Source organism: Sphingomonas pruni NBRC 15498 (assembly GCF_001598455.1).
Lineage (GTDB): Bacteria > Pseudomonadota > Alphaproteobacteria > Sphingomonadales > Sphingomonadaceae > Sphingomonas > Sphingomonas pruni.
Genome location: NZ_BCYZ01000001.1, coordinates 24450 through 47571 on the forward strand (window position 1 = coordinate 24450; position 23122 = coordinate 47571).

The following is a 23122-nucleotide window of genomic DNA, read 5'->3' on the forward strand; positions in this document are numbered from 1 at the left end:
CGCTCCCCGCCTAGGGAGCCGCCAGTTTTCCACAGCCCCAGCAATAGAGGAGCGAGCGACCGCCATGGCCGCCAACCGCACGTTTTCGATCATCAAGCCCGATGCCACCCGCCGCAACATCACCGGTGCGGTCACCAAGATGCTGGAAGAGGCGGGTCTCCGCGTCGTCGCGTCGAAGCGCATCCACATGAGCCGCGAGCAGGCCGAGGGCTTCTACGCCGTCCACAAGGCGCGTCCGTTCTTCGGCGATCTGGTCGAGTTCATGATCTCCGGTCCGGTGGTCGTCCAGGTGCTTGAAGGCGAGAACGCCGTTCAGCGCAACCGCGACATCATGGGCGCGACCAACCCCGAGAACGCCGCACCGGGCACGATCCGCAAGGAACTGGCCGAATCGATCGAGGCCAACACTGTCCACGGATCGGATTCGGACGAGAATGCAGCGATCGAGATCGCGTTCTTCTTCAAGCCCGAAGAAATTGTCGGCTGACGCCGATTGGCGACTGAAGCGAGCGACCGCGGCCGATGCCGCGGCGCTTTCGCTGGTCGCTTCCGCCTGTTTCCTGGAGACGTTCGCCGGCATTCTTCAGGGTGTCGATATCGTCGCGCATTGCGCGAAGGCCAATCACCCGGACGCGTTTCGGGATTGGGCCGAGGCGGCGGCTGGTCGCGTCGTCGTCGCCGAGATCGCCAACGGCGCAGCGCCGATCGGCTATTCGGTGCTGACCACGCCCGATCTGCCGGCGGTCGAAACCGGCGCCGCCGACATCGAACTCCGCCGCATTTACACGCTGTCGCGCGCGTACGGTACCGGACTGGGCCCGGCGTTGATGGCGCAGGCGCTGCTCGATGCGCGGGGACTGGGCTGCAAGCGCATGTTGCTCGGTGTCTATGCCGGCAACGATCGCGCCCGCGCATTTTACCAGAAGCAGGGCTTCGCAAAGGTGGGCGAACGGCAATATCAGGTCGGCGCTACATTGTGCGACGACGTGATTTACGCGCTACAGCTTTGATCGGGTGACGCCGGGCGCGGACGGGCGGCCCTTATTATTCCGCCGGTTTTTCCTTCGTCCATAGAGCATCGAGCCGCGCCGGACTCCCGCCGCGTTCCGCCAGGCTGGCGCCTTCGAGTTCGAGCTTGCGGCCGCCGAGTAAGCGCCCGGCTGTTTTCCACCGGACCTGATAGATCGCCCGGTCGGTCTTCTTCGTGTCGCCGTCCCACCAGGTCGCGGTGATAAGCACAGGGAGGCGGCCTTCGCGATTGTCAGCGCCTTTGTCGGTGACCTTGAGCAAGGCGCGTTCGAACCAATTCGCGTCGATCTGCGGGCTGGTCAGCCCTGTTTGCGTATCGACGCCTAACGCTGGCGGGAAGGTGACATCGATCTCCTGAATGCGGTGATCGGGATCGTTGAGCGTCAGCACGTGGCTGCCGCTGCGCGAGGCGGTGAAGGCGACGAGCGATTTCTCCTTGCTCTCGGTCGCGCGTTCGGCCTGATCGGCCTTGCGATCGGACCAGCTCATCCACAAGCCGGCGGCCGATATCAGCAAGGCGGCGATGCCGACCCATTCGGCCAGCGAAATCCAGCGCCGCCGGATCGCCGCCTTTTCGGCGCGTTCGGCGGGAGTTTCGGAAGGCGGAGGTGGGGGAGCGGATTCGGTCATCGTCCGCCGGCCTCCAGAAGGCGGCGCGGCGCCACCATTTCCCAGCTCATCGCGATCCTGTCCTCGACGCGTTGCCAATCGGTTGCGTCGCCGTTCAATTCCATCCCGACCCAGCCCGACGGGCCGAGATAGGGCGGTACGTGATAGAAATCGGGGTCCATCTCGACGAGCATCGCCTGCTCTTCACGCCCGCTGGTCTTGACCAAGGCGGCGGTGTGTCCGTCGCCGTGATGGTTGTGCCAGAAATAGGCGTAGACCTTGCCCTTCTCGATGAAAAAGGCCGGCGATCCGTGCGACAGCTTCTCGGCCGCCTCAGGAAAGGTCATGCAGATCGCGCGGATCCGCTTCAGGTCGGCGTCGGGATCGGGACTCATCGCGCCGCGAAATCTGCCAGAATCCGCGGATAAAGGCGATGCTCTTCCGCCAGGACCCGAGTGGCCAACGTCTCGGCATCGTCATCGGGCAGGATCGGCACGCGCGCTTGTCCCAGCACTTCGCCGGCATCGAGCTCCTCGGTCACGATATGCACCGAGCATCCCGCTTCCAGGTCGCCAGCCGCAATCGCGCGCGCATGCGTATCGAGGCCCTTATATTTGGGCAGCAGCGACGGATGGATGTTGATGATGCGCCCACGCCATTCGGCGACGAACTCGTTCGAGAGCAACCGCATATAGCCGGCAAGGGCGACGATCTCGACGCCCGCTTCGCGGAGCGCCGCGGAAATGGCGGCTTCATAAGCGAGCTTGCCGATGCCCTTGGGCGACAGCGCGAAGGTCGGGATACCGTGCTGGCGCGCCCAGGTGAGACCGGGCGCCTCGGGCTTGTCCGACGCGACCACCACGACTTCATAAGCATCGGCCGCGTGCTCGACGATCGACATCATGTTCGAGCCGCGGCCGGAGATCAGGATACCGACTTTTTTCATCAATGAACCCGACCCCAAAAAACCGACGCTTCCCCGGCGAAGGCCGGGGCCCAGTTCCACTGTTGCCCGCTAGAGAGCGATGTCCTCTCCAACTCAGGACGCCGAAGCTGGGCCCCGGCCTTCGCCGGGGAAGCGTGCAAAAGATCGGGAACAGAGTCAGTCACGCGTTGTGCGTCGCCGTCCAGTCGGCGCGGGCGCTCCAGGTGCCGGCCGAGCCCTGAACAGTACAGCCTCGCTGCCCGGTCTCGATCGTTCCGATCGTTAGCACCGTCTCACCCGCTGCCGCCAGCGCGGCCCTCACCGCTTTGGCCTCGCCCGCGGCGACTACGACAGCCATCCCGACCCCGCAATTGAACGTGCGCGCCATTTCCTCGGGCTCGATTGCGCCCTGCGCCTGCAGAAACGCCATGAGGCGCGGTTGATCCCAGCCGTCGGCGTCGATCCGCGCATGCGCGCCATCGGGCAGCACACGCGGAATGTTCTCGAGCAGGCCGCCGCCGGTGATGTGCGCCAATCCCTTGATTCGGCCCTCGGCGATCAGCGGCAGCAAACTCTTCACATAGATGCGCGTCGGCGCCATCAGCGCGTCGATCAACAGCGTGTCGGCATCGAACAGGGCAGGGCGGTCGAGCTTCCAGCTCTTGTCGGCCGCCAATCGCCTGACCAGCGAATAGCCGTTGGAATGAACGCCCGACGAAGCGAGCCCGAGGATCACGTCCCCGGCCGCTATGTCCTTACCGGTCAGCACGCGGTCGCGCTCGACCGCGCCGACGCAGAATCCGGCGAGGTCGTAATCGCCAACGGCATACATGCCGGGCATTTCCGCGGTCTCGCCGCCGATCAATGCGCAGCCGGCGATACGGCAGCCCTCGGCAATGCCCGCCACCACGCGCTCGGCGATCGCGTTGTCGAGCTTTCCGGTCGCATAATAATCAAGGAAGAACAGGGGCTCGGCGCCCTGGACGATCAGGTCGTTGGCGCACATCGCGACCAGGTCGATACCGACGCCGTCGTGTCGCCCGCTGTCGATCGCGAGCTTGAGCTTGGTGCCGACGCCGTCATTCGCGGCGACTAGCAACGGGTCGTTGAATCCCGCCGCCTTGAGATCGAAGAACCCGCCGAATCCCCCGAGATCGGCGTCGGCACCGGGCCGGCGCGTCGCCTTGGCGAGCGGCCCGATGGCGCGGACCAGCGCGTTTCCCGCGGCGATCGAGACGCCGGCATCGGCGTAGGTATAGGGGCTGTTGCGGCGCTGATCTTCGCTCATATGGACGCGACTAGCGACAACACGCTTGGATTTCCACGTCTGCTTCGCCAAAAGGGCGCCGACATGCGCCGCAGCCGTTTCTTCCATGCCTCCGCTTTAGCCGCGGCCCTTGCTCTTGCCGGGGGCGCCGGAATGGTCGCCGCGCAAGACGATAGCGGCGACAAGATCGACATGAATGAGCCGATCGACGCGTCGGGCAGCTATCAGGTCGACAATGTCGATGTCGACGTCAGTGGCCCCGATGCCGAATCCGCGCGGATCGCCGGGTGGCGACTTGCCCAGCGCAAGGCCTATCAGATGTTGTCGTCGAAATTCGGCGGCGGCGGCGTACCGGCGGACAGCGTGCTCGATTCGATGGTGACCGGCATTGTCATCCAGAACGAGCAGATCGGGCCCAATCGCTACATCGCCAAACTGGGCGTGCTGTTCAGCCGGGCGCGGCTGGGCGGATTGATGGGCGCGGTCGGCGATATTTCGCGATCAGCACCGATGTTGGTCATCCCGGTCCAATGGTCCGGCGGCAGCGCGGTCGCGTTCGAGCAGAAGACGGCCTGGGCCGATGCTTGGCAGCGGTTCCGCGCCGGAGACAGCTCGGTCGACTACATTCGCCCGACCGGCGTCGGCGCCGATTCGCTTCTGGTCAATGAGGGCCAGGCGGGCCGGCGCGATCGCGGCTGGTGGCGCAGCGTGCTCGACCAATATGCCGCCGCCGACGTGCTGGTGCCGTCGGTCACGCTCTATCGCCAATGGCCGGGCGGCCCCGTCGTCGGCGTGTTCGAGGCGCGGCACGGCCCCGACAACGATTTGATGGCGCGATTCGCGTTGCGCGTCGACAGCGAGGCCGGCGTGCCGGCTTTGCTCGACGCCGGCGTGAAGCGGATCGACACGATCTATCAGGATGGACTGCGCAACGGCGCGCTCGGCGTCGACCCCAGCCTTGCCTATATTCCGCCGCCCCAGGCGACGCCGACGGCAACGCCAACACCGACCGACACGCCGACCGGTGAGGCGACGACCGCCGACGCCACGACTGCGGTCACGAGCGGCGCTGCGATCACCCTCCAGTTCGATACGCCGAGCGCCGCGTCGGTCTCTGCAATCGAGGGCGCGGTCCGCGGCGTGCCGGGCGTCAGCGGCGCCAACACCACCAGCATGGCGATCGGCGGGGTGTCGGTGATGCGGCTCAACTATAGCGGCGATCCGGCGGCGCTGGCGTCGGCGCTCGAAGCGCGGGGTTTCCAGGTCGGCCGTAGCGGCGCGACGCTCCGGATCCGGCGGCCATCGTTGCCTCCGCCGTCGGTCCCGTCGGACGACCGACCGACCGGATGAGCCAGCAGTTCGGCCTGCCGCTGGCTTGGCCGCCCGGACCGGGCGATGACGAGTTCCTCGTCACTCCGTCCAATGCCCATGCCTTCCATCAGCTCGAACATTGGGGGACTTGGCCGGTGATGACCGCCTTGCTGGTCGGTCCGCGCAAATCCGGGCGCAGCCTGCTGGCGCGCGTATTCGCTAGCCGGAGCGGCGGCAGGATCGTCGACGACGCCGATTTGCGGCCCGAAAAGGAGCTGTTCCACGCCTGGAACGACGCCCAGGCAGCGCGTCGTCCGCAATTGTTCGTCGCCAATGCCGCGCCACCGGCCTGGAAAGTGGGCATCCCCGATCTGCGCTCGCGGCTTGCCGCCAGCCCGATCGCGGAGATCGGCCCCCCCGACGACGCGCTGATGCAGGCGCTGCTCGAACGCCAGTTCCTGCGTCGCGGGCTCGATGCGCGCCCGGACCTGATCCAGTGGCTGATCGCGCGGCTCGAACGCAGTTTCATTGCGGTGGAACGTGTCGTCGACGTGCTCGATCAGGAAGTGCTCGAACGCCGCAAGCGCTTGTCGATCCCGCTGGCAAGGGCCACACTGGCCGAGGCGGGAATCATCGCCCGGCCGTCCGCAGCCGATACCACCCAACAAGGTGAACAATGACTCGCCCCGCCCATATCGCACGCCTCGCCAATGATGACGATCCGTTCGAAAGCGGGGAGAGCGGCGAGCGCTATTTCAACCGCGAACTCTCCTGGCTGGCGTTCAATCGACGGGTCCTCGAAGAAGCGTGTAACACCGCCCACCCGCTGCTCGAACGCGTGCGGTTCCTGTCGATCTCGGGTTCCAATCTCGACGAATTCTTCATGGTCCGCGTCGCTGGGTTGATGGGCCAGCAGAAGCAGGAAGTCGAACGCCGTTCGCCCGATGGCCTGACCACGCGCGAGCAACTCGCCGCGATCGTCGCCGGCGCCGATGCGCTGGTCGAGGATCAGCGCAATGTCTGGCGTGACTTGCGTCATCAACTGGCCGAGGCGGGAATCCACGTGCTCGGATCGCGCCAGATCGACGAAGCCGTCACCGCGGACGAGGCGGCGTGGCTCGAAAACCATTTCCGCGAACAGATTTTCCCGATCCTGACTCCCCAGGCGCTCGATCCCGCGCATCCGTTTCCGTTCATGCCCAATAAGGGGCTGGCGGTGATCTTCGACCTGACGCGTGCGTCGGACGGCGAGATGATCCGCGAACTGCTCATGCTGCCGGCTGCGATGGCGCGGTTCGTCCGACTGCCGGGCGAGCCGGCGCGCTACGTCGCGGTGGAATCGCTGGTGAAGCGCTTCTCGACCCTGATCTTCCCCGGTTACGCGGTGAACGGTGCCGCCGAATTCCGCGTGTTGCGCGACAGCGATATCGAGATCGAGGAAGAGGCGGAGGATCTGGTCCGCTATTTCGCCAATGCGATCAAGCGGCGGCGGCGCGGCCGGGTGATCCGGCTCGAACTCGAATCGGGCATGCCCGAAGCGCTGGGCGTGGTGCTGCGCGAGGAACTGGCCGGGGGCGATGCCTTCGTCACCGAAAGCGGCGCCTTCCTGGGCGTCCACGACCTCGAAGCGATTATCGACGAGAATCGCCCGGATCTGAAGTTCGTGCCGTTCAGCCCGCGCTTTCCCGAACGTATCCGCGAGTTCGGCGGCGATTGTTTCGCGGCGATCAAGGCCAAGGATATCGTCGTCCATCACCCGTACGAGACGTTCGAAGTGGTGATCGAATTCCTGAAGCAAGCGGCGGCCGATCCCGACGTCGTCGCGATCAAGCAGACGCTCTATCGCGCCGGCAAGCAATCGGCGGTGATCAACGCGCTGATTGCCGCGGCCGAATCGGGCAAGTCGGTGACGGCAGTGGTCGAACTCAAGGCGCGGTTCGACGAGGAGCAGAACCTGCTCTGGGCCTCCGCGCTCGAACGCGCCGGCGTCCAGGTCGTCTATGGCTTTTTCGACTGGAAGACCCACGCCAAGGTCTCGATGGTGGTGCGGCGCGAGGGCGGCGAATATCGCACCTACTGCCATTTCGGCACCGGCAATTACCATCCGGTCACGGCGCGCATCTATACCGACCTCAGCTTCTTCACCGCCGATCCGGATATCGGTCGGGACGCCGCGCAGATCTTCAACTACGTCACCGGTTATGTCGAACCGACGCTGAAACTGGTCGGCATCTCGCCGCGCGACATGCGTACGCGCCTGACCGCCCTGATCGATGCCGAGATCGCCAATGCCAATGAGGGACGGCCGGGCGCGATCTGGGCCAAGATGAACTCGGTCGTCGATCCGGCGATCATCGAGAAATTGTACGAAGCGTCCAATGCCGGCGTTGAAATCGATCTGATCATTCGCGGCATCTGCTGCTTGCGGCCCGGCGTACCCGGCATGTCGGAGAATATCCGGGTCAAGTCGGTGATCGGGCGCTTCCTCGAACACAGCCGGATCTGGTGTTTCGGCAACGGCAAGGCGCTGCCCAATGACGGCGCCAAGATATTCATCTCATCGGCCGACTGGATGCCGCGCAATTTCGACCGCCGGGTCGAATATATGTTGCCGATCCTGAACCCGACCGTGCACGATCAGATTCTCGATCAGGTGATGGTAGCGAATCTGATCGACACCGAGCAGAGCTGGGTGCTCCACGCCGACGGGACCTATGACCGCATCGAGCCGGGTCCGCGGCCGTTCAACCTGCACCGCTATTTCATGACCAACCCGTCCTTGTCCGGCCGGGGCGCCGCACTCGAGGGGGGCGCGGTACCGAAATTGTCGCTGACGCGGCGCCGCTAGCGTGGCGACCCTCCTGTTCCGCAAACAGAGGCCCGAATCGGCCACCTCGCCGCCCCGGGCGGGCATCATCGATATCGGATCGAACTCGATCCGGCTTGTGGTCTACCAGGGGCCAGCGCGGCTGCCGGCGACGCTGTTCAACGAAAAGGTCATGGCAGGGCTGGGGCGCGGGCTTGCCGAAACGGGCCAGTTGGCGCCGGAAGCGTTGGAGCTCGCGATCGAGGCGCTCGAACGGTTCGCGGCGCTCGCCCGCGAAATGGAAGTGGAGAGCCTGCGGACGGTCGCGACCGCCGCGGTGCGCGATGCGGTCAACGGACACGTGCTGCTCGACGCCGCGGCGCGGATTGGACTGCCGGTCGAATTGCTGTCGGGCGAACAGGAAGCCACCGCCGCGGGAATGGGCGTGCTCTCCGCGATTCCCGATGCCGATGGTATCGTCGGCGATCTTGGCGGCGGCAGTCTCGAGCTCGTACGCGTCAAGAAAGGAGAGGTTCGCGACCGCGTGTCGTTCCCGCTCGGCGTGCTGCGCGTCGCGGCACTGCGGGCGAAGGGCAAGGGAACGATCGATCGCCGCGTCGCCAAGCTGGTCGATCAGGCCGGCTGGTCCGGCAAGGGCAAGGGCCTGCCGCTCTATCTGGTCGGCGGGTCATGGCGCAGCCTCGCGCGGCTCGACATGAACCTGCGGCAATATCCGCTGCCCATCATCCAGCAATATGCGATGTCGCCCGCCACGATCGGTAGGCTGGTGCGTAGCGTCAGCCATAGCGGCAAGGGCACGCTGAAAACCGTACCCGGAATCTCGTCGCAGCGGGCGCCCATGCTCAACGACGCGGCGGCGCTGCTCGCGGCATTGCTTCGCCACCTCAAGAGCGATCGCACGATCGTCTCCAGCTTCGGGCTTCGCGAAGGATTGCTCTACGAAGCGCTCGACGCAGAAACGCGCCTGCAGGATCCGCTGATCGTCGCGACGCGCGAGGAGGGGCGGCGGCTCGGCCGTTTCCCCGAACATGGCGACCTGCTCGATCGCTGGATTTCGCCGCTGTTTCAGGACGCGCCGGCAATGGAGCGGTTGCGTCGCGCCGCCAGTCTGCTTGCCGATGTCGGCTGGCACGCCAATCCCGAATTCAGGGCCGAACGCGGCGTCGAGATCGCGTTGCACGGCAATTGGGTGGCGATCGACGGGCGCGGCCGCGCGCTGATCGCGCAGGCGCTGTGGACGTCGCTGGGTGGAGGCGCCGGGACGCCCGAGCCGCTCAACGTGCTGGCGCCGGCGCAAGACCTCAAACGCGCGGCGCAATGGGGATTGGCGATGCGCCTCGGGCAGCGCTTGTCGGGAGGTGTCGCCGGCCCGCTGGAGCGATCGAAACTGGGCGAGGACGGATCGGCGCTGACCCTGCATCTCGCACCTGGCGACGTCGCGCTCTACGGCGAAGCGGTGCAGAAGCGCCACGCGGCGCTTGCCGCCATATGCGACCGTACGCCGCTGCTCACCAGCTAGGCCAGCGTGGGCGTCAACTCCGTCTTGTCGCCGCGCCAACCGCGCAGTGCCGCCGCCCGATCCGCCGCCGCCGCATCCTTCATGCCCAGCGCCTCTTCGGCATCCGCCCGAATGGATAGCGCAACCGGGTCGTTTGATCTCCGCGCCAGGACGCGCGTCGCCTGCCGTATCGCCGCACGCGCCTTGCCCTGCGCGAGCAAGGCGGCAGCGTAGCTGCGGCGCACCGGGTACCACCAGGCCGGGGGATCACTGAGCGTCTTCATCAATCTCGCCTCGTCGAGTTTCGCGGCGGCGAGATAGGCGCGCGCGGCCAACTCCGGCCGCTTGTCAATCATCGCCGCGCGGCCATCGAGCACGAGTTGCGCGATCCGCACGAGCTGACGCGATTGATTGGCGAGGTCGTCCGGCTTGGCGGGAAGCGGCGGCAGGCTGATCTTCGCGCGTTCGGCACGGACTCCTGCGGCATTGCCCAGCCGGGCCTGCGCCTCGCCGCGCGCGTACTGCCAATATTGCCGGATATAGGGCTGCTTCTCGCCGGGATCGGCCATCGCCAGCACCTTGGCCGGGTCGGCGAAGCGTCCTTCCGCGAAATAGGCGGTGCCGACGCCCATCTGGATGAACAGATTGTTGGGGTCGGGCAGGCTGGCGGTGGCCGCGATCAGGGGGTCGGCCAGCGCCAGCGCCGCCTTGCCGTCGCCAGAGATCAGCGCGCCGCCGACGCCATATTGGACGTTGTGGCCGTGATAGGGGAGCATCCAGACCTGCCCCGGCTTGATCAGCCCCGCGATCCGCGCGTCGCTTTGGCCCAGATCGACCGCGGCGACATTGGCGTCGGCGGCGTCCTGATAGCGGCCCACCCAATAGAAAGTGTGCGACGGCATATGGATAAGATGGCTCGACGCCGGGGCGAGCCGGCCGAGTTTGTCGGCATAGGGTTCTGCGCGCTTGGGAAAGCCGCTCATTTCGGTCGCGTGGATGTAGAAATGGATCGCCGGGGTGTAGTCGGGGTTACGCTTGAGGACGCCTTCGAGCAGCGCGACCGCGCGCGGCAGATTGGCGGTGCCGCTGGTAAGCGCGGTCGGAATCATCCAGGCATCGGCGGCGATCGTGGCGATCTCATCGTCCTGCGGATAGCGCAGCGTCAGCGCGTCCATCGCTTTCGCGAACGCCAGGTCCCCGGCACCCTTGCCCCCGCCATCGACATACCGAAGCTTGAGCGCGGCGATCAGATCGCGCTCCCGCTGCGGCGCCTGCGGCGTCAGCAGCTTCTCGGCCACCAGCACCTTTGCGAGCGCAGCTTTCTGCTGGTCCGCGCCGATCGGAAAATTGATCGTCGGGCCGTCGCTCCACGCCGCACCCCATTCGCACATCGCGCATTTCGGATCGAGCTTGGCCGCTTCGGCGAAGGCGGCGCTCGCGGCGCTGTGCGCGAAGGCATGGGCAAGCTGCATGCCATTGTCGAAGAATGCCTGCGCGCGCGGATTGGCGGTCGTAATCGGGAAGCCGCCGTTACCGTATCCAGGATAGAGCTGCGGCGTCGCGCCGATCGGCAAATCGTCTCCGCAGATCGATATGCCGGCGAGCAGATCGGCGGTGCTCGGCCGCATCGTCGCCTCGCCGACGGATGCCGGGATTAGGGCGAGGAGCGGTAAGGTGACAAGCCAGAGGCGCATCGTCCATTTCCCCAATTGGAACGCCTGCGCATCGTACCCCCAATCGCCTCCACACACCATCGGCTTGAGTAGCGCTCCCGTGTCCCCTAAGTCGCGGCCATGACCTCGACCAACGACATCCGCCGCAGCTTTCTCGATTACTTCGCCGCCAACGGCCACACCGCCGTGCAATCGGCGCCCTTGGTGCCGCAGAACGACCCGACGCTGATGTTCGTCAATGCGGGCATGGTGCCGTTCAAGAACGTGTTTACCGGCCTGGAATCGCGACCTTATTCGACCGCGACGTCGAGCCAGAAATGCGTCCGCGCCGGCGGCAAGCACAACGATCTCGACAATGTCGGCTACACCGCGCGGCACCACACGTTTTTCGAGATGCTCGGCAATTTCTCGTTCGGCGACTATTTCAAGGAACGCGCGATCACGCTCGCCTGGGGGCTGCTGACCAAGGAATGGGGCATTCCGGCCGATCGCCTGACCGTCACCGTCTATCATACCGACGATGAGGCGTTCGATCTGTGGAAGAAGATCGCCGGCCTGCCGGAAGAGCGGATCATCCGCATCGCGACCAAGGACAATTTCTGGGCGATGGGCGACAACGGCCCCTGCGGTCCGTGCTCGGAAATCTTCTTCGACCATGGCGATCACATTCCCGGTGGCCCTCCGGGATCGCCCGACGAGGACGGCGATCGCTTCGTCGAAATCTGGAACCTGGTGTTCATGCAGTTCGAGCAGGAAGCCAATGAGATCGTCGGCAACCTGCCCAAGCCGTCGATCGACACCGGCATGGGGCTCGAACGCGTCGCCGCGGTGCTGCAGGGCGTCCACGACAATTACGACACCGACACGTTCAAGGCGCTGATCGCCGCTTCGGAAGCGTTGACCCACACCAAGGCGATCGGCGAGCAGATGGCGAGCCATCGCGTGATCGCCGATCATCTGCGCTCGTCGGGTTTCCTCGTCGCCGACGGCGTGCTGCCGGCCAATGAAGGGCGCGGCTATGTGCTCCGCCGCATCATGCGCCGCGCGATGCGCCACGCCCATCTGCTCGGCGCCAAGGATCCTCTGATGCACCGGCTGGTCCCGGCGCTCGTCGCCGAGATGGGAGCCGCCTATCCCGAACTGATCCGCGCGCAGCCGCTGATCGAGGCGACTTTGCAGCAGGAAGAGAAGCAGTTCCGCCGCACGCTCGACAAGGGGCTGAAGCTCCTCGACGAAGCAACGGCCGGCATGGCCAAAGGCTCGACCCTGGCGGGCGAAACCGCGTTCAAGCTCTACGACACCTACGGCTTCCCCTATGACCTGACCGAGGACGCATTGCGCGCCCAGGGCCTGCAGGTCGATCGCGAAGGCTTCGACGCAGCCATGGCCGAGCAGAAGCGCGCCGCACGCGCCGCCTGGAAGGGATCGGGCGAAAAGGCGTCGGACGAGCTCTGGTACGATCTGGTCGAGGAAAAGGGCGGCACCGAGTTCATCGGCTACACCTCGGAGCAGGGCGAGGGCGAGGTCGTCGCCTTGATCAAGGACGGCGCGCGCGTCGAAAAGGTCGTCACCGGTGACGAGGTCGACATCGTGCTCAACCAGACGCCTTTCTATGCCGAGAGCGGCGGTCAGGTCGGCGATGCCGGCCTCGCGACCAACGACAAGGGGCTGAAAGGCCGCGTGTTCGACACGCAGAAGCATCTCGGTCGGCTGTGGGCGCATCGGACGAAGATCGAGGCGGGCGAACTCGCGATCGGCGACGCCGTGCACCTGGTGGTCGACGGCGAGCGCCGCAATGCGATCCGCGCCAATCACTCGGCGACGCATCTGCTGCACGCGGCGCTGCGCGAGCGGCTGGGCACGCATGTCGCGCAGAAGGGCTCGCTGGTCGCGCCCGAACGGCTGCGGTTCGACTTCTCGCAGCCGACCGCGATCGATCCGGCCAGGCTGGCCGAGGTCGAGGCCGATGTGAACGCCTATATCCGTCAGAACGACGCCGTCTCGACGCGGCTGATGACGCCCGAGGAAGCGATCGAGGAAGGCGCTATGGCGCTGTTCGGCGAGAAATATGGCGACGAGGTGCGCGTCGTGTCGATGGGGCGCGACGGGCAGAAGATCTACAGTCTCGAATTGTGCGGCGGCACGCACGTCAATGCGACCGGCGATATTGGCCTGTTCAAGCTGGTCAGCGAAGGCGCGGTGTCGTCGGGGGTGCGCCGCGTCGAAGCGCTGACCGGCGAAGCGGCGCGCGCTTATCTGGCTGGCCGCGACGAGAAGCTGCGCGAAACCGCCGCCGTGCTCAAAGCGACGCCGGACGAAGTGCCCGCGCGCGTCGCGGCGTTGGTCGAGGAACGCCGCCGGCTCGAACGCGAACTGGCCGAAGCCAAGAAGGCGCTGGCGCTGGGCGGTGGTGCCGGTGCCGCTCCCGCGGGCCCTGAACAGGTCGATGGCATCAATTTCGTCGGTCAGGTGGTCGAGGGGCTCGAGGCCAAGGGACTGCGCGGTGCGGTCGACGAGACCAAGGCGCGCATCAGCTCGGGCGTGGCGGTATTAGTCGCGGTCAATGACGGCCGCGCCTCGATCGCCGTCGGTGTGACCGACGATCTGACGAGCCGGTTCAACGCAGTGGATCTGCTCCGTAAAGCGGTCGCAGTACTCGGCGGGCAGGGCGGTGGCGGCCGCCCCGACATGGCCCAAGGCGGCGGCCCCGACGGCAGCAAGGGCGAAGATGCGGTTGCGGCGGTGAAGGCGGCGATCGCAGGCTGATTTATGCGCTTCCCCGGCGAAGGCCGGGGCCCAGCTTCGATGAATTGGCGATGGCGACCTGTCGTCTCAGGCGCGCCGATACTTGGCCCCGGCTTTTACCGGGTAAGTGCTGGATGTCGCCGCAGCGGCGTTGGACATGGCCCAACCGCCTAGGAAGCCTCCACCTTCTTCACCCGGCGGAGCCGCGGCTCGCGATCGATTCCGGCCTCTTCCTTGATCGATTTGCGGAGTTCGTCGCGCTTTTCGTGGATCGAGGCGATCACTGGTCCCATCGCGACGCCCAATTCGACCAATACCGCTTCGGATAATTGCAGCGAGCTCTCAAGCGTCTCGGGCACGGCGTCCGTGACGCCTGCGCGATAGAGCTCGGCGGCGTGCGACGCATCGCGTGCGCGCGCCAGGATGGTCAGGCCCGGAACCCAGCCGCGAACCCGTTTGGTCAAGTGCGCCATCAGCACCGGATCGTCCATCGTCAATACCAGCGCCTTGGCCCGGCCAAGATTGAGGCGGTCGACCAGTTCGCTCCGCGCGACATCGCCGAACAGCACCGAGTAGCCGTCACGCCGCGCCGCGTTGACCGTGTCGATATCGGCCTCGACCGCGATATAGGGCTGGCCGTGCTCGCGGAGCATGTCCGCGACCATCCGCCCGACGCGGCCAAAGCCGATCACCACCGTACCTGGACCTTCCTCAGCGAGCTGGAGGTCGGGTGCCAGCGCCTCGCGCGCTTCGAGCCGCCGCGCCACCGCATGACCGATCTCCGCCAGCGCCGGCGTAATTGTCAGACCCAATGCCGTCACCGTCTGCCAGAACGCCGCGTCCTGCTGCGCGATCAGCCCTGCCGCTGCCGCGGTGCCGAGCACGATCAGCGTGGTTTCCGACGGGCTGGCCATCAACAGGCTGGTTTCGGCGGCGACGCCGTTGCGCGCCTTGGACAGCTTGAGCAAAGCGAAGGTGACGATCGACTTCGCCGCAACGACGCCGAGCAAGGCCAGCACGAAATCGCCCCAGCGATCGATCAATGTATCGAGGCTCAGGCTCATGCCGACGGTGATCAGGAACACGCCGAGCGCGAGGCCCTTGAACGGCGCGGTGATGACTTCGACCTCGCTATGATATTCGGTCTCGGCGATCAGCACGCCGGCGAGCAGCGCGCCGACGATCGGCGACAGGCCGGCGGCTGTGGTGGCGAGGCTGGCGACGATGACGACCAGCAGCGAGATGGCCAGGAACAGTTCGGGGCTCTTGGTCCGCGCGGCCTGTGCGAACAGCCGCGGGAGGACGAAGCGGCCGACCAGGAAGATCGCCGCGATCGCGATTGCTCCCCAGATAAGGACGCTGACGATATCGCCGCCACGCCCGCCCATCGCGCCGAGCGTGAAGATGATTGGGACTAGCGCCAGGTCCTCGAACAGCAGCATGGCAAAGGCAGCTCTTCCGACCGGACTTGTCGTCCCGGCGATTGGCAAGACGAGCGCGGTGGACGACAAAGCCAGCGCTAGCCCTAGCCCGAGGCTGCCGCCCCAATTGTCTCCGGCCAGGAACAATGCGGCGCCAATGACCGCTGCGCATCCCAGCAATTCGGCCGCACCGACTCCAAACACCGCGGCGCGCATTCCCCACAAGCGTCTGAGCGAGAGTTCGAGACCAATCGAGAACAGCAGCAAGGTTATGCCGAACTCGGCGAAGGGCTCGATCGCGTGCGCGTCGGATATGGTGATGTGGTAGAGCCAAGGGTATTGCCCGACCAGCGCCCCGAGCCCTGACGGTCCGACCAGCATGCCGACCAGGATGAACCCGATCACCGGACTGACCTTGAACCGTGCGAAAGCCGGGATCACGATGCCCGCGGCACCGAGAATCACCAGCGCGTCGCTGAACCCCTTGTTGTCGAGACCAATTGCCATGCCGGCATCAAAGCAGGCCGAAGGGAGTTTGTCAGGTCATGACTGATGTCGATGTCTGTATTATCGGCGGCGGACCGGCCGGAATGGTCGCGGGATTGCTGTTCGCGCGCGCCGGCCTGAAGACCACGGTGCTGGAGAAGCACAAGGACTTCCTGCGCGATTTTCGCGGCGACACCGTCCATCCATCGACCTTGCGCGTCTTCAGCGAGCTCGGCCTGCTCGACGAATTGCTCCGGCGCCCACACCAGAAGGTCGAACGGTTGGGCGCGCGCATTGCCGGCCGCGACATGCAGATCGTCGACCTGACGCATCTCAACGTTCCGGCGCCTTACATCGCCTTGATGCCGCAATGGGACTTTCTCGATTTCGTCGCCGATGCCGCGCGTCGCTACCCCACGTTCGACCTGCGCCAAAGCTGCGAAGGTGCCGAGTTGATCGAGGAGGGCGGACGCGTGATCGGGGTCAGGACGGCCGACGGCCAGGAGATCCGTGCGCGGCTGACCATCGCCGCCGATGGGCGCGATTCACGGCACCGCGACGGCTTGCCCGCCATCCAGATCGGCGCGCCGATGGACGTCTTCTGGTTCCGCATCCCCAAGGTCGCGCAGCCCGAGAACGACACGATGGGCGTGTTCGATACCGGCATCCTGTTCGTGCTGATCGATCGCGGCGATTATTATCAATGCGCATTCGTCTTTCCCAAGGGCGGCGCCGAGAAGATCCGGGCCGAGGGACTCGATGCCTTCCGCGATCGGGTGCGCGCGATCGGACCGGAAACCGCGACGGTCGATCAGGGCGTGACCCGTTGGGACGACGTCAAGCTGCTCACCGTGACGGTTGATCGTTTGCAGAAGTGGGACCGGCCGGGTCTGCTCGTGATCGGCGATGCCGCGCACGCAATGTCGCCGATCGGCGGCGTCGGAATCAATCTGGCGGTGCAGGATGCGGTCGCCGCCGCCAATATTCTTGCCGCGCCGATGGCGGCGGGCGACGACCCCGATCCGTTGCTCCACAAGGTCCACGACCGTCGCATCCGCGCTGTCAAGCTGACCCAGGGGATGCAGAAGATGGTGCAGGATACGATCATCGCGCCCTTGCTCTCGAACAGCGAACCGCTCGACGCCCCCCCGCTTGCGGCAAAAATGCTCGACCGCATCCCGCTGCTGCGCCGCATTCCCGCTCGGCTGATCGGCATGGGCTTTCGCCCGGAACATGTTCGGTCGCCCGAAGCAAAGGCGTGATTGTCGCATCTAAGGAGGGTCGCGCGCTGAACCTCGACGGGGACGGGGCGGAGCTTTGGCTGGGTGCGGCTTCCGGGTATCTTTCAGCAATCATGCAGGCGGTCGAGAGTCAGCCTGCCGATCATGCCGGCCTGCGCCTGACCGGCATTCCGGCTTTGACAAATCTACTCAATGCGCGAGGAGCTATCGGCGCGCTGGTGGCGCGGCACCTCCGCCCTGCGACGCGACCGGTGCGGATGATCCTGTTCGACAAGTCGGCCGCCACCAATTGGGCGCTCGGCTGGCATCAGGATCGTACGATCGTCGTCCGCAATCGCGCGGAGGTGTCGGGCTTCGGGCCGTGGACAACCAAGGCGGGATTGCACCACGTCGCGCCGCCGATCGAATTGCTCGAGCGGATGATGACGATCCGTATCCATCTCGATCGGGTGCCCGGGGCCAATGCGCCGCTGCTAATAGCGCCAGGATCTCACCTTCTCGGACGGGTCAGGGAAGCCGAAATTTCCGCTATAGTGGAACGTCTCGGCATGCACCGCTGCCTGGCAGAGGCCGGCGACATCTGGGCCTATGCAACGCCGATCCTGCACGCCTCCGACGCCGCGCGTGAACCGGGCCGGCGGAGGGTGCTGCAGGTCGATTATGCCGCCGAGCACCTGTCCGGCGGCTTGGAATGGCTAGGAATCTAGGCGCTTACGCCCAGGCGGCCATGCGCTTTTCGAGATTCTCGCGGACCGCCTCGAAGAACTGCTCGGTGGTCATCCACGCTTGATCCGGCCCGATCAGCAGCGCGAGGTCCTTGGTCATCTTGCCGCTCTCGACGGTCTCGATGCAGACCTTTTCGAGTTCCTCGGCGAAGCGCGTGACGTCGGGCGTGCCGTCGAACTTGCCGCGATATTTGAGGCCGCCGGTCCAGGCGAAGATCGACGCGATGGGATTGGTCGAGGTCGCCTTGCCCTGCTGGTGCTGGCGATAGTGGCGCGTGACGGTGCCGTGCGCCGCTTCGGCCTCGACCGTCTTGCCGTCCGGCGAGAGCAGGACCGAGGTCATCAGCCCGAGCGAGCCGAAGCCCTGCGCGACCTGGTCAGACTGGACGTCGCCGTCGTAATTCTTGCAGGCCCAGACGAACTCGCCGCTCCACTTCAGCGCCGAGGCGACCATGTCGTCGATCAGGCGGTGCTCATAGGTGATGTTCGCTTCCTTGAACTTGTCGGCGAACTCGGCCTCGAACACTTCCTGGAACAGGTCCTTGAAGCGGCCGTCATAGGCCTTGAGGATGGTGTTCTTGGTCGACAGATACACCGGCCACTTGAGGTTCAAGCCGTAGTGCATCGAAGCGCGGGCGAAGTCGCGGATCGAATCGTCGAGATTGTACATGCCCATCGCGACGCCCGATGAGGGGAATTGGAACACTTCCTCCTCGATCTTGTCGCCATTGTCGCCGACCCAGGTCATGGTCAGCTTGCCCGGGCCGGGCACGCGGAAGTCGGTCGCGCGATACTGGTCGCCGAAGGCGTGACGGCCGACCACGATCGGCTTGGTCCAGCCGGGGATCAGGCGCGGGACGTTCGAGATCACGATCGGCTCGCGGAAGACGACGCCGCCCAGGATATTGCGGATCGTGCCATTGGGCGACTTCCACATCTTCTTGAGGTGAAACTCCTCGACGCGCTGCTCGTCGGGGGTGATCGTCGCGCATTTCACGCCGACGCCGTACTTCTGGATCGCCTTGGCGCTGTCGACGGTCACCTTGTCGTCGGTCGCATCGCGATGCTCGATGCCGAGATCGTAATAATCGAGATCGATGTCGAGATACGGCTTGATCAGGCGCTCACGGATCCATTCCCAGATGATCCGCGTCATTTCGTCGCCGTCGATCTCCACGACGGGCGTCTTCACCTTGATCTTCGCCATATCCGCTTTCCTGATGGGGGTTTTCGGTCGGGCCTCTAGGGTGAAGCGGGGAGGGGGGTCAAGCGCCGTGCCCGCTCACCGCTCCGGGAGACTGTCTCGCTTCCCGCGCATTGTACCGCACAAGCAACACGGTTAGATGGCGCCCATGCCTTCACTCGATCCGCCGGAAATCGGCACGTCCACCGTCAAGTGGCGCTTTCCCGCGATGCACCCGGAAGGGCGTCGCTACGTCATCATCGCCGCCGTCGCGGCATTGCTGTCGCTACTTATCTGGAAAGTCCTGTTCTGGCCGCTGGCGTTCCTGACGCTGGGCGTGGCCGCTTTCTTCCGCGACCCCATCCGCGTGACGCCGCGCGACGACAGCCTGGTGATCGCCCCCGCAGACGGGCTGGTGACGATGATCCAGCCGGTGGTGCCGCCCGCCGAGCTCGATATATTGGGAACGGCGCCGCTGATCCGCGTCTCGATCTTCATGAGCGTGTTCGACGTCCATGTGAACCGTACGCCGATCCAGGGGATCATCCGCCGCGTGGTTTATATTTCCGGCAAGTTCCTCAATGCCGACCTCGACAAGGCGAGCGAAGAGAATGAGCGCCAGCATCTCGTCGTCGAGGGCAAGGACGGCCGGTTGATCGGCTTTACCCAGATCGCCGGGCTCGTCGCACGCCGGATCGTCGCCTTCGTCAAGGAGGGCGACATGGTCGCGCCCGGTCAGCGCATCGGGCTGATCCGGTTCGGTAGCCGGGTCGACGTGTTTCTGCCGGCTGACACTATTTGTCAGGTGATCCTGGGCCAGCGCACCATCGCGGGCGAGACGATTATCGGCCGGACCGGCGGCGAGACAATGAGCGGCGTCACCCAGTGACAATGTGCCCAATCGCTTTCCCAATGGTTGAGGGACAGTGAGGCGTCCGGTCCGCCGTCGTCCTGCCGGACTCCCGCTCCGTACCATCGCGCCCAACGCGCTGACCGCGCTCGCGCTCTGTTCAGGACTCACCGGCGTCCGCTTTGCCATCGCCCAGGACTGGCACATGGCAGTGGTGATGATCCTCATAGCGAGCGTGCTAGACGGCGTGGACGGACAGGTTGCGCGGTTGTTGCGCGGGACCAGCAGGTTCGGCGCGGAACTCGACTCGCTTAGCGACGCGATTTCGTTCGGGGTCGCGCCTGCCCTGATCCTGTATCTCTGGTCGCTGACTAACGCGCCACGGTTCGGATGGATCTGCGCATTACTGTTCGCGGTATTCTGCGCGATGCGGCTCGCACGCTTCAACGCGCAGATCGACGCTACCGAACAACCGCGCAAGGCGGCCGGCTATCTGACCGGCATTCCCGCGCCGGCAGGGGCAATCGGCGCCATGTTGCCGCTCTATCTGTGGTTTGTCACCGAAGAGATGGGCCTACCCGAATTGGGCGGGTGGTTGCGTCAATGGTGGCTGGTCGCGCCATGGATGGCATTCATTGCGCTGCTGATGATTTCCAGCGTCGCGACTTTCAGTTGGGCGTCGCTCAGGTTGCGGCGGAATATCCGGTTCGAGGCGTTGGCAGTGATCGTCGCTATCGGCGTGGCGCTAATCTCTGCACCATGGCCAACCCTGATAGGGGTCTGCATTATCTATCTAGGGTTGATCCCGTTCAGCGCGCGCAATTACGCGCGGATCAGGCGGCAGCGCGCCAATATGTCGGCTGCGCCGAAACCGACCGCACCGTTACCCTGATCGTTGCCGCGGCATGACGCGGCGGCAGTGGCGGAACGATTGATGCACGATCCTTGCCGGCAAGCGCGGCCTGAATGTTGGGCAATGCCGGAATTACGGTCGAATAAATGGTCGCGCCCGCCGCGAACAGCGCACCGGCGAACATCAGGACAGCAACGATCGTAAACATTGCGACTTCCCCTCTGGGTGGACCGCGATCCGTGTTGAACCAACCATTGGGCGATTCAGATGTTCCGCGTCCTGTGGATGATCGCTGTATGTTCTGTTGATGTTCCGCACGTCAAGCGAAAAAGCGGAACATAGCATGAATAAGTCCGCGATAAGCGGTTGTGAGCATGACGAGCGTGCGTACCACCCACTTGCCTTTGCCGGAACTTTGGCCTAGGGCGCGCGCCTCAAACCCGCATGGGAAGCATCATAACCCGGTGCCGAGACTTCTCGGTTCCCGCTTCCCAGAGGCACAACCGGAAGGAGTTATCCCTATGGCGGCACCTGTCGTCACCATGCAGCAATTGCTCGAAACGGGCGCGCATTTCGGCCACCAGACCCACCGCTGGAACCCGAAGATGAAGCCGTATCTGTTCGGCGACCGCAACGGCGTCCACATCATCGACCTGTCGCAGACCGTGCCGCTGTTCGCGCGCGCGCTCGAATTCGTCAGCTCGTCGGTCGCGTCGGGCGGCAAGGTGCTGTTCGTCGGCACCAAGCGCCAGGCGCAGGAGCCGATCGCCGACGCCGCGCGTCGCGCCGGTCAGCATTTCGTCAACCACCGCTGGCTGGGCGGCATGCTCACCAACTGGAAGACGATCTCCAACTCGATCAAGCGCCTCAAGGCGCTCGAAGAGCAGCTCTCGGGCGACACGCACGGCCTGACCAAGAAGGAAGTGCTGCAGCTCACCCGCGAGAAGGACAAGCTCGAGCTTTCGCTCGGCGGCATCCGCGACATGGGCGGCGTTCCCGACGTGATGTTCGTGATCGATGCCAACAAGGAAGAGCTGGCGATCAAGGAAGCCAACACGCTGGGTATCCCCGTCGTCGCGATCCTCGATTCGAACGTCTCGCCCGACGGCATCGCTTTCCCGGTTCCGGCCAATGACGACGCCGCGCGCGCGATCCGCCTCTATTGCGAAGCGGTTGCCATCGCCGCGACCCGTGGTGGCCAGCAGCGTCAGGCCAATGCCGGCGTCGATCTGGGTGCGCAGGTCGAAGCCCCGGTCGAGGAAGCGCTGAACGCGGAGCCGGTCGTCGGTGACGAAGCCCAGCAGGCCGACATGGCCGCCGAGGCCGAGCGCCAGATCGACGCCTAATCCGTCGCCGAACCGTCATGCGGGCGGGGTAGGGCGACGCAGCCCCGCCTCGCCCGCAACCACATTCTGACTAGAAGGACTGAAGACATGGCCGAGATCACGGCAGCAATGGTCAAGGACCTGCGCGAGAAGAGCGGCGCGGGCATGATGGACTGCAAGAAGGCGCTGGGCGAAGCCGGCGGCGACATGGACGCAGCAATGGATTGGCTGCGCACCAAGGGCCTCGCGGCCGCCGCCAAGAAGTCGAGCCGCACCGCGGCCGAAGGCCTGGTCGGCGTCGAGGTTTCCGGCACCAAGGGCGCCGCGGTCGAAGTCAATTCGGAAACCGACTTCGTCGCCAAGAACGACCAGTTCCAGGCGTTCGTCCGCGACGTGACCTCGGTCGCGCTCGAGCTGGGCGACGACATCGCGACGATCAAGGCGGCGCCGCTCGGCGGCAAGACCGTCGAGGAAGTGCTGACCAACAACATCGCGACGATCGGCGAGAACCAGACGCTGCGCCGCGCCAAGAAGCTCGAAGTGTCGAAGGGCGCGGTCGTGTCCTACGTCCACAACGCGCAGGCGCCGGGCCTCGGCAAGATCGGCGTGCTCGTCGCGCTCGAGAGCGAGGCTCCGGCCGACAAGCTCGAAGCGCTCGGCAAGCAGCTGGCGATGCACATCGCGGCGGCCTTCCCGCTGGCGCTCAACGAGGAAGACCTCGACCCGGCAGTGATCGAGCGCGAGCGCGCGATCGCCCAGGAAAAGGCGTCCGAGAGCGGCAAGCCCGCCGACATCGTCGCCAAGATGGTCGACGGCGCGATCGCCAAGTACCGCAAGGAGAATGCCCTGGTCAGCCAGCTGTTCGTGATGGACGGCAAGACCAAGATCTCCGACGTGGTCGCCGCGGCTGCCAAGGAAGCCGGCTCGCCAATCACGCTGAAGGACTATGTCCGCTTCCAGCTCGGCGAAGGCATCGAGAAGGAAGAATCGGACTTCGCGGCGGAAGTCGCGGCGGCCTCCGGCGTGCCGCAGCCGGCCTGATCCGACGACTCGAATGAACAAGGGGCCGCGTCGCGAGGCGCGGCCCTTTTTCGTATCCGCTAAGCGTCTGTTGAAAACTCGCGAAAGAGCGAGTTTTGAGACCGCACCGGCCC

General features: G+C 65.4%; 21 protein-coding genes. 13 read left to right on the top strand and 8 right to left on the bottom strand.

All coding sequences use genetic code 11. The annotated features are described in order from the left end of the window. Window positions 1-64: 64 nt before the first annotated feature. Window positions 65-487, top strand: a complete 423-nt coding sequence (gene ndk, locus SPR01S_RS00120; protein ID WP_066583168.1) for a nucleoside-diphosphate kinase — start codon at window positions 65-67, stop codon at window positions 485-487. After that, a complete protein-coding gene (locus tag SPR01S_RS00125) occupies window positions 477-1010 on the top strand; it encodes a GNAT family N-acetyltransferase (RefSeq protein WP_245661813.1) in 534 nt (177 codons plus the stop codon). The genes ndk and SPR01S_RS00125 overlap by 11 nt, the downstream gene beginning before the upstream one ends. Before the next feature lie 34 nt (window positions 1011-1044). Here the strand turns inward: SPR01S_RS00125 and SPR01S_RS00130 are convergent, their stop codons facing one another. The 4 genes from SPR01S_RS00130 to purM form a co-directional block, all read right to left on the bottom strand. After that, window positions 1045-1659, bottom strand: coding sequence for a hypothetical protein (locus SPR01S_RS00130; RefSeq protein ID WP_066583174.1), 615 nt, complete (start codon window positions 1657-1659; stop codon window positions 1045-1047). After that, complete coding sequence (locus SPR01S_RS00135; RefSeq protein ID WP_066583178.1) at window positions 1656-2033, bottom strand: MmcQ/YjbR family DNA-binding protein; 378 nt, start codon at window positions 2031-2033, stop codon at window positions 1656-1658. The genes SPR01S_RS00130 and SPR01S_RS00135 overlap by 4 nt, the downstream gene beginning before the upstream one ends. After that, entirely contained in the window at window positions 2030-2584 is a 555-nt protein-coding gene (gene purN / locus SPR01S_RS00140) for a phosphoribosylglycinamide formyltransferase (protein WP_066583179.1), read from the bottom strand. Before purN ends, SPR01S_RS00135 begins: the two co-directional genes overlap by 4 nt. A 160-nt stretch (window positions 2585-2744) precedes the next feature. Beyond that, a complete protein-coding gene (gene purM / locus SPR01S_RS00145) occupies window positions 2745-3851 on the bottom strand; it encodes a phosphoribosylformylglycinamidine cyclo-ligase (protein WP_066583181.1) in 1107 nt (368 codons plus the stop codon). A gap of 63 nt (window positions 3852-3914) precedes the next feature. On the opposite strand from purM, the gene SPR01S_RS00150 reads away from it, so the two are divergent. Genes SPR01S_RS00150 through SPR01S_RS00165 form a run of 4 tightly spaced genes read left to right on the top strand, consistent with a single transcriptional unit; the run spans window position 3915 to window position 9487 of the window. After that, entirely contained in the window at window positions 3915-5180 is a 1266-nt protein-coding gene (locus tag SPR01S_RS00150; RefSeq protein ID WP_066583226.1) for a hypothetical protein, read from the top strand. After that, window positions 5177-5821, top strand: coding sequence for an HdaA/DnaA family protein (locus SPR01S_RS00155; RefSeq protein ID WP_066583183.1), 645 nt, complete (start codon window positions 5177-5179; stop codon window positions 5819-5821). Before SPR01S_RS00150 ends, SPR01S_RS00155 begins: the two co-directional genes overlap by 4 nt. Continuing rightward, window positions 5818-7989, top strand: a complete 2172-nt coding sequence (locus SPR01S_RS00160; RefSeq protein WP_066583185.1) for an RNA degradosome polyphosphate kinase — start codon at window positions 5818-5820, stop codon at window positions 7987-7989. The genes SPR01S_RS00155 and SPR01S_RS00160 overlap by 4 nt, the downstream gene beginning before the upstream one ends. Window position 7990: 1 nt before the next feature. Then, window positions 7991-9487: a Ppx/GppA family phosphatase gene (locus SPR01S_RS00165; protein WP_066583188.1), complete on the top strand. Its 1497-nt coding sequence runs from the start codon at window positions 7991-7993 to the stop codon at window positions 9485-9487. Here SPR01S_RS00165 and SPR01S_RS00170 read toward each other — a convergent pair. Then, window positions 9484-11160, bottom strand: a complete 1677-nt coding sequence (locus tag SPR01S_RS00170) for a hypothetical protein (protein ID WP_066583194.1) — start codon at window positions 11158-11160, stop codon at window positions 9484-9486. The two genes, SPR01S_RS00165 and SPR01S_RS00170, sit on opposite strands and share 4 nt — an antisense overlap. Window positions 11161-11259: 99 nt before the next feature. Between SPR01S_RS00170 and alaS the strand changes: the two genes are divergently transcribed. Next, a complete protein-coding gene (gene alaS, locus SPR01S_RS00175) occupies window positions 11260-13905 on the top strand; it encodes an alanine--tRNA ligase (protein WP_066583199.1) in 2646 nt (881 codons plus the stop codon). A 149-nt stretch (window positions 13906-14054) separates the two neighbouring features. Here the strand turns inward: alaS and SPR01S_RS00180 are convergent, their stop codons facing one another. Continuing rightward, the gene (locus tag SPR01S_RS00180) at window positions 14055-15812 is read right to left on the bottom strand and encodes a cation:proton antiporter domain-containing protein (RefSeq protein WP_066583202.1); all 1758 of its coding nucleotides are present in this window, start codon (window positions 15810-15812) and stop codon (window positions 14055-14057) included. 38 nt (window positions 15813-15850) lie between these two features. On the opposite strand from SPR01S_RS00180, the gene SPR01S_RS00185 reads away from it, so the two are divergent. Next, entirely contained in the window at window positions 15851-17053 is a 1203-nt protein-coding gene (locus tag SPR01S_RS00185) for an FAD-dependent oxidoreductase (protein WP_066583206.1), read from the top strand. Next, a complete protein-coding gene (locus SPR01S_RS00190; protein ID WP_245661814.1) occupies window positions 17050-17739 on the top strand; it encodes a phytanoyl-CoA dioxygenase family protein in 690 nt (229 codons plus the stop codon). The genes SPR01S_RS00185 and SPR01S_RS00190 overlap by 4 nt, the downstream gene beginning before the upstream one ends. A gap of 4 nt (window positions 17740-17743) precedes the next feature. On the opposite strand, the gene SPR01S_RS00195 is transcribed toward SPR01S_RS00190, so the two are convergent. Next, on the bottom strand, window positions 17744-18964 hold the full coding sequence (locus SPR01S_RS00195; RefSeq protein ID WP_066583208.1) for an NADP-dependent isocitrate dehydrogenase: 1221 nt from the start codon (window positions 18962-18964) through the stop codon (window positions 17744-17746). A gap of 145 nt (window positions 18965-19109) precedes the next feature. Here SPR01S_RS00195 and SPR01S_RS00200 point away from each other — a divergent pair, with 145 nt between their 5' ends. Both SPR01S_RS00200 and SPR01S_RS00205 read left to right on the top strand, forming a co-directional pair. Next, window positions 19110-19829: a phosphatidylserine decarboxylase gene (locus SPR01S_RS00200; RefSeq protein WP_066583209.1), complete on the top strand. Its 720-nt coding sequence runs from the start codon at window positions 19110-19112 to the stop codon at window positions 19827-19829. 37 nt (window positions 19830-19866) lie between these two features. After that, window positions 19867-20682 carry a CDP-alcohol phosphatidyltransferase family protein gene (locus SPR01S_RS00205; protein ID WP_066583210.1) on the top strand — a complete coding sequence of 272 codons (816 nt, stop codon included), beginning with the start codon at window positions 19867-19869 and terminating at the stop codon, window positions 20680-20682. On the opposite strand, the gene SPR01S_RS00210 is transcribed toward SPR01S_RS00205, so the two are convergent. Then, window positions 20624-20851 (bottom strand): hypothetical protein, encoded by a 228-nt coding sequence (locus SPR01S_RS00210; protein WP_066583212.1) that lies wholly within the window; start codon window positions 20849-20851, stop codon window positions 20624-20626. The two genes, SPR01S_RS00205 and SPR01S_RS00210, sit on opposite strands and share 59 nt — an antisense overlap. A gap of 313 nt (window positions 20852-21164) precedes the next feature. On the opposite strand from SPR01S_RS00210, the gene rpsB reads away from it, so the two are divergent. Then, a complete protein-coding gene (gene rpsB, locus SPR01S_RS00215; protein WP_066583214.1) occupies window positions 21165-21989 on the top strand; it encodes a 30S ribosomal protein S2 in 825 nt (274 codons plus the stop codon). A gap of 87 nt (window positions 21990-22076) precedes the next feature. After that, on the top strand, window positions 22077-23009 hold the full coding sequence (gene tsf / locus SPR01S_RS00220; protein WP_066583215.1) for a translation elongation factor Ts: 933 nt from the start codon (window positions 22077-22079) through the stop codon (window positions 23007-23009). Window positions 23010-23122 lie beyond the last annotated feature (113 nt).